Source organism: Actinospineispora eucalypti, assembly GCF_039543365.1.
Lineage (GTDB): Bacteria > Actinomycetota > Actinomycetes > Mycobacteriales > Pseudonocardiaceae > Pseudonocardia > Pseudonocardia eucalypti.
The window spans coordinates 20,231-34,575 of record NZ_BAABJP010000058.1; the positions used below are offsets into that span (position 1 = coordinate 20,231).

Annotated in this window: 13 protein-coding genes; 4 read left to right on the forward strand and 9 right to left on the reverse strand. The window is 71.8% G+C overall.

Features of this window, described 5'->3' with window-relative positions; all coding sequences use genetic code 11:
- Positions 1-129: 129 nt before the first annotated feature.
- From ABEB12_RS37715 to ABEB12_RS37730, 4 genes are read right to left on the reverse strand one after another with little or no spacing between them, the layout of a single operon-like run.
- Positions 130-360, reverse strand: a complete 231-nt coding sequence (locus ABEB12_RS37715) for a phosphopantetheine-binding protein (RefSeq protein ID WP_185059913.1) — start codon at positions 358-360, stop codon at positions 130-132.
- Complete coding sequence (locus tag ABEB12_RS37720; RefSeq protein WP_185059914.1) at positions 360-1,043, reverse strand: isochorismatase family protein; 684 nt, start codon at positions 1,041-1,043, stop codon at positions 360-362. The genes ABEB12_RS37715 and ABEB12_RS37720 overlap by 1 nt, the downstream gene beginning before the upstream one ends.
- A 3-nt stretch (positions 1,044-1,046) precedes the next feature.
- On the reverse strand, positions 1,047-2,825 hold the full coding sequence (locus tag ABEB12_RS37725) for a (2,3-dihydroxybenzoyl)adenylate synthase (RefSeq protein WP_345703498.1): 1,779 nt from the start codon (positions 2,823-2,825) through the stop codon (positions 1,047-1,049).
- Between the two features lie 41 nt (positions 2,826-2,866).
- Entirely contained in the window at positions 2,867-3,655 is a 789-nt protein-coding gene (locus ABEB12_RS37730) for a 2,3-dihydro-2,3-dihydroxybenzoate dehydrogenase (protein ID WP_185059915.1), read from the reverse strand.
- Between the two features lie 398 nt (positions 3,656-4,053).
- On the opposite strand from ABEB12_RS37730, the gene ABEB12_RS37735 reads away from it, so the two are divergent.
- Complete coding sequence (locus tag ABEB12_RS37735; protein WP_185059916.1) at positions 4,054-5,118, forward strand: terpene synthase family protein; 1,065 nt, start codon at positions 4,054-4,056, stop codon at positions 5,116-5,118.
- A 137-nt stretch (positions 5,119-5,255) separates the two neighbouring features.
- On the opposite strand, the gene ABEB12_RS37740 is transcribed toward ABEB12_RS37735, so the two are convergent.
- Positions 5,256-6,059, reverse strand: coding sequence for a hypothetical protein (locus ABEB12_RS37740; RefSeq protein ID WP_185059917.1), 804 nt, complete (start codon positions 6,057-6,059; stop codon positions 5,256-5,258).
- 195 nt (positions 6,060-6,254) lie between these two features.
- On the opposite strand from ABEB12_RS37740, the gene ABEB12_RS37745 reads away from it, so the two are divergent.
- Genes ABEB12_RS37745 through ABEB12_RS37755 form a run of 3 tightly spaced genes read left to right on the forward strand, consistent with a single transcriptional unit; the run spans position 6,255 to position 9,055 of the window.
- Positions 6,255-6,980, forward strand: a complete 726-nt coding sequence (locus ABEB12_RS37745; protein ID WP_185059918.1) for a hypothetical protein — start codon at positions 6,255-6,257, stop codon at positions 6,978-6,980.
- Positions 6,981-7,034: 54 nt separating this feature from the next.
- Positions 7,035-7,781 (forward strand): DUF6529 family protein, encoded by a 747-nt coding sequence (locus ABEB12_RS37750; RefSeq protein WP_221497608.1) that lies wholly within the window; start codon positions 7,035-7,037, stop codon positions 7,779-7,781.
- On the forward strand, positions 7,781-9,055 hold the full coding sequence (locus ABEB12_RS37755; protein WP_185059919.1) for an Hsp70 family protein: 1,275 nt from the start codon (positions 7,781-7,783) through the stop codon (positions 9,053-9,055). The genes ABEB12_RS37750 and ABEB12_RS37755 overlap by 1 nt, the downstream gene beginning before the upstream one ends.
- 27 nt (positions 9,056-9,082) lie before the next feature.
- Here the strand turns inward: ABEB12_RS37755 and ABEB12_RS37760 are convergent, their stop codons facing one another.
- From ABEB12_RS37760 to ABEB12_RS37775, 4 genes are all read right to left on the reverse strand, one after another.
- On the reverse strand, positions 9,083-10,534 hold the full coding sequence (locus tag ABEB12_RS37760) for an amidase (protein ID WP_185059920.1): 1,452 nt from the start codon (positions 10,532-10,534) through the stop codon (positions 9,083-9,085).
- A gap of 508 nt (positions 10,535-11,042) precedes the next feature.
- Entirely contained in the window at positions 11,043-11,300 is a 258-nt protein-coding gene (locus tag ABEB12_RS37765; protein WP_185059921.1) for a hypothetical protein, read from the reverse strand.
- A gap of 121 nt (positions 11,301-11,421) precedes the next feature.
- Positions 11,422-12,114: a cyclic nucleotide-binding domain-containing protein gene (locus ABEB12_RS37770; RefSeq protein ID WP_185059922.1), complete on the reverse strand. Its 693-nt coding sequence runs from the start codon at positions 12,112-12,114 to the stop codon at positions 11,422-11,424.
- Positions 12,111-14,213, reverse strand: coding sequence for an adenylate/guanylate cyclase domain-containing protein (locus ABEB12_RS37775; RefSeq protein WP_221497609.1), 2,103 nt, complete (start codon positions 14,211-14,213; stop codon positions 12,111-12,113). Before ABEB12_RS37775 ends, ABEB12_RS37770 begins: the two co-directional genes overlap by 4 nt.
- Positions 14,214-14,345 lie beyond the last annotated feature (132 nt).

The following is a 14,345-nucleotide window of genomic DNA, read 5'->3' on the forward strand; positions in this document are numbered from 1 at the left end:
TCCGACTCGGTGTGCTGAAACCCCCGACTCGCGGTGATGAAACCCCCGACTCGGTGTGCTGAAACCTCCGACTCGCGGTGATGGAACCTCCGACTCGCGGTGATGGAAGCGCTGGCTCGCCGGGGTGGGTTAGCGGGTCAGGACCGTTGACCAGGTGCGGAGGGTGGGGAGCTCGGCCAGGTCGGCTAGGCGTATGTCGTGCGCGCCTCGTTCGCGCCAGAGCTCGACCAGGCGCATCAGGCGTAACGAGTCGAGGCCCTGGTCGAAGAGGTCGGCGTCCGGGTCCAGCTCGGACGGCTCGCAGTCGAGCAGGTCGGCCACGTCGGTGCGCAGGCGGTCCAGGCTCAGCTCGGCGGCCATCACACCGCCGCCGGTTTCTGGTCGCCGGGCACCCGTGACGCCAGCACATCCAGGGTGTCCGCCGTGGTGACCGCCGCGCCACAGCGCTGCGCCACGTACTCCACCGCCTGCTCGTGGTGGCGGCGGGAGAAGTCGGCCACCGCGTCGGCCACCAGGAACGGCCGCACGTCGCGCATGAACGCCTCCACCGCCGTGGCCTGGCAGCCGATGTGCGCGTAAACCCCGGTGATCAGCAACTGGTCCCGTCCCAGCTCGGCCAGCTGCTCGGCGAAGCTGCTGCGCTGGAAGGCGCTGTAGCGCCACTTGGTCAGCTTCCGGTCGCCGGGCCGGGGGGCCAGCTCGGGGATGATCTCCTCGGCGCGCGGGTCGGCGTCGATCACCGCACCGATGCCCTCACCCCAGAACTCGGTGAGCAGGCCCCGGTCCCGGGTGCTCTGCCGGCCCGGCTGCGCGGTGTAGAAGACCGGCACGCCGCGCTCGCGGCAGGCGGCCAGCAGCGTCACCGTGTTGCGCACCAGGCCGCGCACCGGGTCGGCGTCCGCCGCGAACGGGGCCAGGAAGTACCGCTGCATGTCGTGCACCAGCAACGCCGCCCGGTCCGGGTCGGGGCGCCAGTCCACCCGGCCCGCCGGCAGCTCGTCGGCCTTGGGCAACGCATAGGACGTGATCCGCGGCAGGGACATCTCTCACCTCTCCAGTTCTGGCCGGGCGCGCAGTGCGGCCCGAAGCTCTCGTTTGCTGGTCTTGCCGACGCCGGTGACCGGGAACCGCTCCACCACGAGCACCCGGTCCGGCACCTTGAATGTGGCCACCCCGCGCTCCCGCACGAACCGGCGCAGCTGGCGTTCCGTGGGCGCCTCCGACCCGGCCGCCGGGATCACGTAGGCGCAGCTGCGCTCGCCGAGGAACTCGTCGGGCAGCGACACCACGGCCGCGTCCAGCACCGAGGGGTGGGCCATCAGGTGGTCCTCCACCTCCTCGGCGGCGATCTTCTCGCCGCCCCGGTTGATCTGGTCCTTCACCCGGCCGACCACCTCGAGGTGGCCGGTCGGCAGCCGGCGGACCAGGTCGCCGGTGCGGTAGAAGCCGTCCGCGGTGAACGCGGTGGCGTTGTACTCGGCCGCCCGGAAGTAGCCCCGGATCGTGTAGGGACCCCGGGTGAGCAGTGCGCCGGCCTCGCCGTCCGGCACCGGTTCGTCGCGCGCGTCGACGACGCGGATCTCGTCGTCCGGGGAGATCGGCCGGCCCTGGGAGCGCACTACCAGCTCTTCCGGGTCGTCCAGCCGGGTGTAGTTGACCAGCCCCTCGGCCATCCCGAACACCTGCTGCACCGCGCAGCCCAGCGCCGGGCCGATCCGCCCGGCCAGCTCCGGGCCGCACTTGGCCCCGCCCACCTGTAGCACGGCCAGGCTGGACAGGTCGTAGCGGTTGCGCGCGTCGGCGGCCACCCAGGCGGCGGCCAGCGGCGGCACCACCCCGGTGATGGTCACCCGCTCGCGCTCGACCAGCTCGAACACCGTGTCCGCGTCCGGGTTGGGCGCCAGCACGGTGGTCGCCCCGGCGTGCAGCGCGCCGAGCACGCCGGGGGAGCTGAGCGGGAAGTTGTGCGCCACCGGCAGCGCGGCCAGGTACACGCTCTCCGGGCGCAGGCCGCAGATCCGGGCGCTCTCCCGGACGCTGTACAGGTAGTCGTCGTGGGTGCGCGGGATCAGCTTGGGCAGCCCGGTGCTGCCGCCGGACAGCTGCAGGAACGCCACTGCGGCCGGGTCCGGATCGGGCAGCTCCACCGGGTCGGCGTCCACTTCGGTGAACGGCACGGCGCCGGCGGCCCGGGCCGCCTCCGGGTCCCCGACCACCACCACCCGGCGAACCGAGGCCACCGCGTGGGCCACCCGCCGGGCCGTGCCGGCGTGGTCGTGGCGCTGGTGCCGGTCGACGGTGATGATCGCGGCGGCGTCGGTCTGCTCGGTGAAGTGGCCCAGCTCGCGCTCCCGGTGCGCGGGCAGCGCGAACACCGGCCAGGCGCCCAGCCGGAACAGCGCGAAGATGACCGACAGGAACTCCGGCGCATTGGGCAGCTGGAGCACTACCCGGTCGCCGGCACCCAGGCCCAGCCCGGCGAGGCCGGCGGCCAGCCGGTGCGCGCGCCGGTCCAGCTCGCGGTAGGTCCAGCGCGCCCAGCCGTCTGTGTTGCAGTCGGGCGCCGAACTGGGCGCCCGACCCGGGGCGCCGGCTTCGCCGGCGGAGGCGCCGTCGGGCGCCGAACCGGGCGCCCGACCCGAGGCGCCGGCTTCGCAGTCGGGCGCCGGGCTGGGGTCGGCGGGCCGGCCGACCACGGCGGTCCGGTCGCCGTGCGCCTGCGCGAGCGCGGTGAGCAGTGCGCCGAAGCTCTGGCCGCGCCAGTGGCCGGCCGCCCGGTAGCGGGCGGCGGTCGCCGCCGGCCACGGGGTGTGATCGGGTCCCACGGTAGAACGCCCCTCCTGAAAAGCCACCAGCCTCACCGCCGTCACGCGCCCAACGTCGCGCCGCCGTCCACGGTGAGGGTCTGCAATGTGATGTGCCGGGACGCGTCCCCGGCCAGGAACAGCACCGCGTCGGCCACGTCGGCCGGGTCGGCGATGCGGCCCAGCGGAATGCCCAGGCGGTACGAGTCGAGCGAGCCGGTGATCATGCCGGCCGCGCCGGCGCCGTCGTCCGGGTCCGGCCACAGCGCGCGCTGCATCGGGGTGTCGGTGGAGCCGGGGCAGACCACGTTGCAGCGCACCGCCGGGGCCAGCTCGAGGCCCAGGCCGCGGGTGATCATGACCGCCGCCGCCTTGGACGCGGCGTACGCGGCCATGCCGACCCTGGGCACGGCGGCCGAGTTGGACGCGACGGTCACGATGCTGCCCCGGCCCCTGGCGTACATCCGGTGGCCCACCGCCCGTCCGACGTGCCAGACCCCGGACGCGTTGGTGGCCAGGCAGGCGGCCCAGTCCTCGTCGGCCAGCTCCAGGATCGGGCCGGTGCGCAGCACGCCGGCCACGTTGGCCAGTACTTCGGTCGGTCCCAGCGCGGCTTCCGCCTCGGCCACGGCCTCGCCGACCTGGCCGGCGTCCGACACGTCCGCGACCAGCGCGTGTGTCTCGGCACCCAGGTCGCGCAGCCGGTCGGCGGTGTCCCGCACGCCGGCGTCGCGGTCCAGCACGGCGACCCGGTGGCCGGCCTCGGCCAGCGCGAGCGCCACGGCCGCGCCGATGCCCCGGGCCGCCCCGGTGACGAGAGCGGCGCCCGGTTCGGGCGTCCTCAGTGACACGGTTCCCCCTCCGCGTTAATAAGGTAAGCCTATCCTTATGTCACGGCCGGGTGCTTTGCAAGAGAGTTCTTGCCTAGATAGCTAAGGCTAACCAAATCTTTGACGGCGCAGGCGGCCGCCGGGGTCGATGGGGTCCATGAGACACCTGGGGCGCGAGGTAATTGCCCGATCGTGCCTGGTTGGCGGGGGTGCGGCGGCCGGACCCGGTCACGCGGCGGCTCCGGGGCTGGGCTGACCGGCGCTTAATGTGCTCCGATCATTCGCCGATTCAGAGTAGTCGGAAAGCTATTATCAGTTACTCGGGTCACCCTTCTGGACCTGTCGCGAAGGATGACGTCAGTGCTTACGATGGGTCTCTCATCTACTCATTCCCGCGGCTATCTGAGGAGCTCGAAGTCATGCGTGAGAACAGTGCCGTGGCGGCACGGATTTCCGACTCGGTACACCTTCGTGAGCTGCAGACGATATTCCCGCTCCGGCGCTATAGCGACGAGACCACGGCTACCGAGGTCGCCGACTGGATGCGTGAGGTTTACGCCAACAGCTACGCGGCGGACCAGCTGGAGTATTTCATTTCGCAAAACGTCCGAGATGTCGTTCTGTCGGGATTTCCAAAAGCGGCAAGCCGTCATCGTGTGGTATGGCTCATGAAGTACTACGAGGCACTCACCGCGGTCGACGACGCGGCCAACTCGCGCTACCGGATGACCGAGCGCGAGGCGCTGCACATGGTCGAGGAGCTGGAGCGGTCGATCCACGGCCGGCCGGTCGAGTTCGCCACCGACATCTCCCGGGTCATGGCCGAATGTATCCAGGGTATGCAGGTCGACATGTCCGAGGGTCTGTCCGGGCGGTTCGTGGACACCTTCCAGATCTACCTCGACCGGCTGCGCCGCGAACTGATCCACCCGGGCAGCCACGCGATGGATCTGGATACCGTGGAGGAGTTCTCCAGCTTCCGTTTCGAGAACTACTCCGGCCCTTGCATTCTTACGCAGCTCGAATACGCGGTGGGTGCGGACATCACCGAGCAGCAGATCACCGACCCGGACGTGGAGAAGATCGGCCGAATGGCGATCTACCACTCCCAGATCGTGAACGACCTCACATCCTTCGGTCGTGAGTCGAATCACGGCGAGCACTGCAATCTCGCCTACTTCCTCATCCTCAAGGAGGAAATGAAGCTGCAGGAGGCGTTCGACCAGCTGTGTGACCAGGCGGAGCGGTACGACGAGGAGTTCTGGCGGCTGCGCAAGCGCATTCTGTCCGGTCCGCTGGCATTCGACGATGACGTCCTCACCTACATTCACGGGCTGGAATACATGATTCCCGGCTTCGACATGTGGCACTTCATGACGAACCGCTTCCGGAACCCCGAGTATGTTTGGGACGGCCTCGCGTACAGCACCTTCGACACCTCCGACAAGCCGCAGAACTACCTGCCGAAACAGCGCACCTCGTAGCCGACCGGGGAGGGAGCCGATGGGCGAGCTCCCCGACTGGTCCGGGCTGGCCCACGCGGAACCCGGGCGGCTGGCGTTCGCCAAGCCGGACTGCCCGACCGGCTACCTGGCCCAGCTGGTCGAGCCGTTCCGCCGAGTCAGGCGTGGGCTCGCCGGGCGAGGGCCGCGTCGATGCGGGCCTCGTAGCCGGCGCGCAGGTCCTGCTCCATCCGGCGCAGCAGGTCCTGCGAGCCCTTGCCCACCCACATCCCGAACTCGGCGACGTACCCGCGCAGCGCCTGCTCCGCCTCGGCGCGGCGGGTGGCCAGCTTGCGGGTCCGCTCCTCGCGCACGGCCAACCCGGCCATCAGCGCCGCCGGAAGCAGGCCCAGGGCGAGCGGCAGGTCCAGGCCGACGAAGTGGCTCAGCATGAAGTACATGACGAAGCCCAGGTAGCCCCGGAGTACCACGTTCATCACGCCCCCGGTGCGCGCCGCCTCCGGCCCCTTCGGGGCCTCGGCCAGGGAGACCGCGAGGTCGGTCGGCGGGGCGGGCACCGGCGGGTCGATGACCTGCGTGGTGCCCAGGCGCAGCCGCTCGGCGGAGCGGAGCGAGATCGCCCGCATCGACCCGGCGGCGAGCAGGTGGTTCTCCCGCATCTCGAAGGCCAGGCGATCGCGCAGCCAGCCGGCGAGCGCCGGCCAGTCCTTGGCCGGGTCCAGCTGGCCGACCGTCTCCTCGACCGCCACGAGCACCTGCTGAACGCGCCGGCGCAGGTCGAAGTCCACGTCGCTGTACACGGCGGCCAGCTCGTCGGAGAGCTGCTCGCGCCACATCGCGGCACGTTCCGGCAGCGGCATGACGTAGCGTTCGCGCGGCCGCTCGGCGGGCCGCTCGGGCCGGCGGGGGACCAGGACCAGCGCCCGGGTCTCGCGCGCGTCCGGTTCCGGTTGCGTAGTCATCTGGGGGTCCCCTCGTCGGTAGGCATCCACTGTCCGCCCGGGGGCCACGCGGGAGTACGGCGTTGTAACGCCGCTGTATGGGTACTTCGACACACTCGCCCGGCGGCGGTAAATCTGCACGGCCGTTGTGTGCACTTGTGCACGGAACTCCGGGCCCTCTCCGGTCAGAATTTGCCGGAGGAAAAGGAGAAGACCATGAAACGCGGGCCCCTGTTGACCCTGTTGGTGGTTGTCGTCCTCGCGCTGGGCCTGCTGGCCGTGAACATGATGCGCGGGACCAACAACCCGACCCCGACCGCCGCCGCCGGCACCCCGCCGGCCGCCCCGGCCGCCCCGGCCGCGCCACCGGCCGCCGCGCCGGCCGCCCCGAACGCCCAAGCCGGCGGGAACGCCCAGGCTGACCCGAACGCGGCCGCGCCGAACGCCCAGGCGCCGAATGCTCAGGCCGGGCCGGGGGCGCCGCTACCGGAGGCGTTCCCCGAGGACGCGAAGTACACCGGCAAGACCGAGGAACCCTCGAACATCGCCATCGCGGTGACCGTCCGGAACAACCAGGTCTCCGCCTATCTGTGCAACGGCAAGGACGTCGAGGCCTGGTACCAGGGCAGCGTGCTGAACGGCGGCAAGATCGACGCCTCGGGCAAGAACGGCAACAAGCTGACCGGCTCGCTGTCCGACGGCAAGCTGTCCGGCACGGTCTCCGCGAAGGGCAGGTCCTGGGAGTACTCCGCCGACGCGGCGAAGGCCCCGGCCGGGCTGTACCGGTCCAAGAACGGCTCGCGCACCTCGGGCTGGATCAAGGACTCGTACGGCAACGTGACCGGCCTGGCCAACGAGGGCGGCGCGCCGATGCCCGCCGCCCCGCTGGAGGGCGCGAACGCCCAGTACGTCGGCGGCGGCGACCTCGTGGTCAGCCGCTAGCCCCCGCCCGCCGAACCCGCCCAACCCGCCGAACGCTGAGCCACGGAGACCCCCATGACCTGTCCGTACCCGGCCCCTGAGCCGCCGAGGAACCCCGGCGGCCCGACCGCCCAACCGCCGAGGAACCCCGGCGGCCCGACCACCCAGCCGCCGAGGAACCCTGGTGGCCCGACCGTCGAGCCGCCGAGGAGCCCCGGCGGCCCGAGCGACGCCCTGTTCCGTCCGCGTCCCGAGCCGCCGCCACCGCCGAAGCCGCCGCGCCGGTCCGACCCGTGGGCCGCCGCGCTGCTGGTGCCGCTGGCGGTGGGCTGCGGCGTGGCCGTGCTGCTCGGGGTGTACGGCCGCCTGCACGAGCCCACCGGCTTCGCCATCAACGTGGCCGGGTTCAGCAGCGGCCTCTACGTGAAGGCCTGGCTGACCACCGCCGCGACGCTGCTGGCCGTCGTCCAGGTGGTGTCGGGGGCAGCGCTCTACGGACGGTTGCGGCTGAACTCGCTGCGTTCGGTGATGCCCGCGCTGCACCGCTGGTCCGGCCGGCTGGCCGTGCTGCTCACCGTGCCGGTGATGGTGCACTGCCTGTTCGCGCTGGGCTTCGAGTACGGCACCCCCCGGGTGCTGGTGCACTCGGTGCTCGGCTGCGCGTTCTACGGCGCCTTCGTGGCCAAGATGCTGGCGTTGACCAAGCGCGGCCTGCCCGGCTGGGCCATTCCGGTGCTCGGGTCGGCGCTGTTCACTGTGTTGGTGGGGCTCTGGTTGACCTCCAGCCTGTGGGTCTTCGGCACCAAGGGGCTGCACTTCTGATGGGCTACCAGCTTGCCGTCGACCTGGGTACCAGCCATCTCGCGGCCGCGTACGGCCGGAAGGACCGGATAGCGCCCCTGCCGCTCGGCGAGGCCGGGCCGGTGGTGCCGGCCAGCCTCGGCTGGGCATCCGCGCCGGTGGTGGCCGAGGAGGCCGAACGGCTGGCCGCCACCGACCCCCGCTCCGTGCTGCGGGCGCTGAAGCGCCGGCTGGGCGATCCGACCCCGCTGCCCTTCGGGGACGAGCGGCACTCGGTCGAGTCGCTGTTGGGCCGGTTGCTCCGTCACGCCCTGGACCGGGGCGAGCGATTCCACGGGGCCGCCCCGGAGTCCCTGGTGCTGACCCACCCGGCCAGCTGGGGGCCGTACCGGCGCCGGGCGCTGACCGAGGCTGGTCGGCTGGCCGGTGCGCCCGAGGTGCACCTGGTCGGTGAGGCGCACGCGGCGGCGGAGGAGTTCCACGCCCGCCGGCCGGTGCGGGAGGACCAGTTCGTCGCGGTCTACGACCTGGGCGGCGGCATGTTCGACGCCGCGCTGCTGCGCCGCACCCCGGTCGGGTTCGCCCTGGTCGGAACCCCGGAGGGATACGAAAACATCGGCGGCACGGACTTCGACGACGCCGTGCTGCGCTACGTCACCGAACGGGTCGGCGGCGCCACCCTCGACGGCCTGGACCTGGCCGACCCGGCCGCCGCCGCCGCGATGGAGCGGTTGCGCCGGGACTGCGTGCGGGCCAAGGAGGCGCTGGCGAGCCGGCCCGAGGTGATGATCCCGGTGTCGCTGCCCGGGCGGCGCATGGAGGTGCCGCTGGACCGGCCGACGTTCGAGGCGTTGGTGGAGGAACCGGTGGGCGCCACCGTGGAGGCGCTGGGCAAGGTGCTGGAAGGCGCTCAGGAGGGACAGCTCGCCGCCGTGCTGCTGGTGGGCGGGTCGACCCTGATGCCGCTGGTCCCTCGGGCGATCACCGGTGGCCTCGGCGTGTCACCCGCGCTGCTCGACACGTCGCCGCACGGCAAGCACTCGGTGGCCCTGGGCGCGGTGCTGAGCCTGCACGCCCCGGGCGCGCCCGCCGCCACCCTGCTGGACACCCCCGCGGCGGGTTCCTCCGATGGAGCCGAGGGGGACCAGGTCGCCGGCGCGCCGGACGCCGGCGCACGAGCGGCGGCCGATCCGCCGTCCGCCGTGCCGGTGAAGGTGTTGCTGGCCGGGGTGCTGTTGGTCGCCCTCGCGCTGATCACGGTCATCGCGGTGCGCGCGGTCATTGCGGTCACCTAGGTCGTTGCCGAGGGTTTCCTGATCATCCTACTTCGGCGCCCGGAAGCCGCCGATCTTCTGCTCGAGCAGCTCGGCCAGCCGCAGCGGGGTCCGGTCCTCGAACATCGGACCGATGAGCTGCACTCCCACCGGCAGGCCCTCGGGCGACCGGCCCGCCGGTATGGCGGTGGCGGGCAGGCCGGGCATGGTGGCCAGGCCGGCCCAGACGAGCTGGTCGAAGTACGGATGCCCGACGCCGTCGATGTCCAGTCGGCGTTGCATCGGATCGGGGTTGTGGTCGTGCGGGAACGCCGGAGTGGGCGTGATCGGGCACACCACGGCGTCGAACTCGGCGAACAGCCGCCGCCAGCCGTGGCGGTGCAGCTCACGGCGGTTGTTCGCCTCGATCCAGTCGCGATGGCTGAACACCATGGCGCGCAGCCGCGCGGCGTCGAGGCTCTGATCGCCCGCGCCCAGCCCGGCGGCGCGGGCCCGTAGCTGCTCGGGTGGCTCGACGGGAAAACGCGCGACGGAGCCCGAGAACAGCAACCGCGTGTAGAGGATCGCGGCTTCGGCCAGGTCGGGCGGCAGCGGACTGCGCCGTTCGACGCGGGCGCCGCCGTCGGCCAGCGCGTCGGCCACCCGGTGCACCCCCGCCCGCACGGCGGACCCGGTCGGAATGAACGGATGGTCGTCGAGGACCAGGACCCGGAAGTCGCGCAGCCGTTCGTGGCGCGCGGGCGGCAGCGTCAAGTCGTACGCGAGGCCGAGCGTCAGTGGGTCCGGTCCGGCCATGACGTCGAGCAGCAGCGTGAGGTCGCGGGCGCTACGCGCCATCGGACCGACGACGGCGAGGTCAAGGTCGACCGGCAGAGCCGGCTCGGCCGGCGCGACCATGCCGCGGGTTGCCGCCAGCCCGAGTGTCGGCTTGTGCGCGTAGACACCGCAGAAATGCGCGGGGGTGCGCAGCGAACCGCCGAGGTCGGAGCCGATGGACAGCGCGCCGAATCCGGACGCCAGTGCCGCCGCTGATCCGCCGGAGGATCCGCCCGGCGTGCGATCGTGATCCCACGGATTGTTGGTGGTGCCGTAGATCTCGTTGAAGCTCTGGATATCTTGCAGCCCCAAGGGCACATTCGTCTTACCCAGCACCACGGCGCCCGCGGCCTTGAGCCGCGACACCTGTATCGCGTCCTCGGCCGGCATATGGTCCCGGTACCGCGGCATGCCCCAGTTCGTGGGCAGCCCGGCGATGTTGTAGCACTCTTTGACCGTCACCGGAATGCCGAGCAGCGGCCGGTCCTCGCCGCGAGCCCGCGCCCGGTCGGCGCCGCGCGCGGCGGCCCGCGCCCGGTCGAAGTCCGGCACACAGATCGCGTTGACCGCCTTGTCGTCCCGCTCGATCCGGGCGATCGCCTCGTCCGCCAGTTCCACCGCGGTCACTTCACCGGCACGCAGGGCAGCCGCGATTTCTTCGGCCGTCCGAAAAGTCCACTCCATGAATTCGACCGTATCGACCCCTGGGACGGGCCATAAAATATCGCTTCGCGCAATGGGATGGGCGTCTCGATGCTCATCATGTTCGGATTCCGCTTAGCCAAGGTTTCGCGCTGGTCGTTTTCGGCCGGCCGGTTCGGCGTGGGTTGGGAAGATGGCCTGGTCGGCGGCGCGGTGGTCGCCCTGCCGCGGTTCCCGTTCCGAGCAGCCGGCTTTGCTACCGGGTGTGACCGGTGGCGGTCGCGTTCGGCCCGCTCGGTTCCTCGAGGTCGACACGAGTCTGGTTTTTTCAAGATCGAAGCAGAATGGTGTCGCACTCGATGGAGATCCGCCGCGGAATTGCCGCGCGGGCGCGGCGGTCGGCGAGTGGCTGGCGGGGATGCCCGTCACCCAACCCGGCTGAGGCGCGCACGCCGGAGCGGCGGGCACATTGCGTACCCGCCGCTCCGGTTGGTGCCGGACTACGACCACGACCCCCACAGCCGGCCGCGAGCCCGACGGGTCCAACTACTCAGTGGTGGTAGTTGCTGTAGTCGTAGTCGTAGCTCTTGTACTTGTAGCTGGACTTGTAGTCGTGGTCATCCTTGTAGTCGTACTTGTAGCTGCTCTTGTCCGAGTAGTGGCCCTTGCCGTTCCAGTAGTCGTCCTTGCCCCAGTGGCCACCCTTGTCGCTCCAGTGGCCGCCCTTGGAGCCATTCCAGTGGTGACCCTTGCCGCTGTCGTGACCGTCATGGCCACGGTGGCCGCTCTGGTAGTGGTAGTACGACATCGTTGCTCCCTCTTGGTTCCCCGGCTCGACCGCCGGGGCTGCCTGCTGTTCTGACGGGAACAACTATCCGTGCGCGGAGCGTCGGCCAGTAGGCCGTTGTACCGGCCCTGAGCAGGTACTTCTACACAGAGAGGTGGCCGCCCCGCCGGCGCAGCTCGGCGAGGTTGAGCACCACGATGGTGCGCCGCTGGGTGCGCAGGCAGCCCCGGTCGCGCAGCGCGCGCAGAGCCTTCGCGGTGGCCTCCCGGGACGAGCCGACCCAACTGGCCAGCTCGTCCTGGGTGAGCGGCACGGTGATCCGGATGCCTTCGGGAACGGGCTCGCCGTGCCGTTCGGCCAGCTCGACCAGCCGGCGGGCCACCCGGCCCAGGGTGTCGTGCACCCCGAACTCGATCCGCTTGCGGTCCGCGTCGCGCAGCCGGGCGGTCAGCATGCGCACCAGCAGCCACATCAGCCTCGGCCGGTCGCGCAGGAAGGCGGTGAACTCGTTGGCGCCCACGGTGAGCAGCTCCACCGGCTCCAGCGCGGTCACCGAGGCCGAGCGGGGCGCCTCGTCGATCGCCGACAGCTCGCCCAGCAGCGCGCCGGGACCCCGGATGGCCAGCACGCTCTCCGTGCCGTCCCGCGCGGTGGAGAACACCTTCACCCGGCCGGCCAGCACGATGATCACGTTGTCCGAGCGGGTGCCCTCGATGAAGATCGGTGCGCCGCTCTTCACCTGCCGGCGGTGGCCCACCCGGTGCAGGTCGGTGCGCTCCTGCTCGGTCAGTTGGCCGCCGAGCTCGGCGCCGGGGGTCTCCGGCTGGGTGCTCATGCCGGCCGCCCGCCCAACGAGTGCAGCACGAAGGCCCGCACCTCGTCCTGCTTGCCCTTGAGCGCGAGCGCGCCGAGCGCGGTGACCTCGGCCGGGATCTCGCCGAGGCCCCGGTAGGTGGACTCGCCGATGACCACGGTGCCCGGCTGGGCCACCGTCTGCAGCCGGGCGGCCACGTTCACCGCGTCGCCCATGGCGTTGAAGTTGCGCAGTTGCTCGCCCCCGATGTTGCCGACCAGCGCGGCGCCCGTGTTGACCCCTACGCGGAATCTTGGCGCTTCCGGATCATCGGCGGCAAGCGCGGCGATGGCGTCCTGCATGGCCAGCGCGGCGCGCGCCGCCCGCGCCGGGTGGTCGGGCTGCCGCACGGGCGCGTTGAACAGCGCCATCATCGCGTCGCCGACGAACTGGACCACGGTGCCGCCCTCGGCCAGCACCTCCTTGGTGGCGGCGGCGAAGTAGCGGTTCAGCAGCTCCACGATCTCGCCCGGGGTGACCCGCTCGGAGAACGTGGTGAACCCGCGCAGGTCGGCGAACAGGGCGGTGACCTCGACCTGCGCCCCACCCAGCGCGGCCTGGGCGGGGTCGGCGATCAGCGCGGTGGCCACGTCCGGGGACATGTACTGCCGGAAGAGGCCGTCGATCTGCCGGTACAGCCGGGCGTTCTCCAGGGTTACCGAGAGCTGCGCGGACAGCGACTCGAGCAGCGCGGTGTCCCGCTGGTCGAACCGGCCCCAGGCCCGGCGCAGGTGAAGTACCCCGGCCGGCCGGCCCTTCACCACCAGCGGCAGCGCCATGCCGCCCGCGCCGTCGTCCGCCGGCGCCCGGGTGCCCAGGGCCCGCGAGCAGGCGTCGGCCTCCGCCGGCAGCGGCTCGGTGAGCTGGCTGGACAGGTTGGCCGGGAAACGCAGCCGGCCGTCGGTGACCAGGCCGATCCGCACGCTGTGGTTGACGAACCCCTCGGTGATCCGGGCCAGGCTCTGCTCCAGCAGCTCCCGTTCGGCGAGGATGACGCTCGCCTGCTGCCCGATGCCGACCATGGTGTGCAGCTTGGCCAGCTGGGCCCGTTCGCCGGCCAGCGCCTCGGCCGCGCGACCGAGCACCGCCGTCTGCCCCTCGGTCAGCCCGAACCGGGCGGCCAGACCGGCACTGATCAGCTGGATCTCCTCGGTCAGCCCGGGGTTGTCCAGCGACTCGCGCCGGCGCATCGCGGTGACCAGCGCCTCCAGGGCCGCGCCGTACTCGCCGCGCAGCCGGGCGATGGTCTGCTCGCTGCCCACCCCGTCGAACAGGCCGGCCGACGTGCCCTCCCGGCGGTACTGGATGTGGGCGCTGTACGCGACGTAGCCGAAGCCGAGCAGCATCAGCAGGTGCCACAGCCACCAGGACAGGTGCCACAGGTGCCCGATCGGGATGGCCAGCAGGGCCTCGGCCAGCAGCAGGTGCGCGGTGAGCACGCTGAGCAGCACCACGCTGTACCGGCGCTGGTAGTCCCGGAAGCAACGGAACGCCGCGTAGCCGAACAGCGGAACGCCGACGACGGTGAGCGGCCAGAGCAGCGCGTCGACCTGCGCCTGGGTGGGCCGGCCGGCCAGCGGCGGCACCTCGAGCAGGGTGGCGGCGCCCCAGGCGAGCATCACCAGCAGCAGCGCGGCGCGGATCGCGCGGCCGTGCCGCAGGAACACCGGCGACGGGCGGCGCGGCGCGGACAGCGCGGCGAACAGCCCGGACAGCGCCAGCCCCACCGAAACGCCGAACTCGAACCCCGGGTTGTCCTGGGCCAGGAAGATGCCCGGCGTGGCCAGCGCGTGCATCAGCAGGAACCCGGACGAGCTGACGAACACCAGGCCGACCAGGAACAGCCGCGCGTCGCCGCGTCGCCGCGCCGCCTCGTTCACCAGCAGGCCCACCGCGGTGCTGATCAGTGCGGCCGCCGCGACCAGCGCGAAGTGTGCGCCCTGGTAGAGCCATTTGACGTCCAGGTCGGGCTGGGCCACCAGCAGCCAGAGGCCGATCAGCGGCAGCGCCATGTGGAACGCCCACACCAGTGGCCGGGCCAGCGACTTCGTGGTTGCCGGCTCGTACCCCTCGACCGTCACGCCCGCCGACCCTACCGACCACCCGCGCCCCGTGCCCCCACCCGCCCATATCGCGGGTATCCCCGGCTCGTGTCGCGGGTTTTGCCCGCTCATGTCGCCGTTCTGCCCTTGACAGCCGGCGGCCCGCTGGTG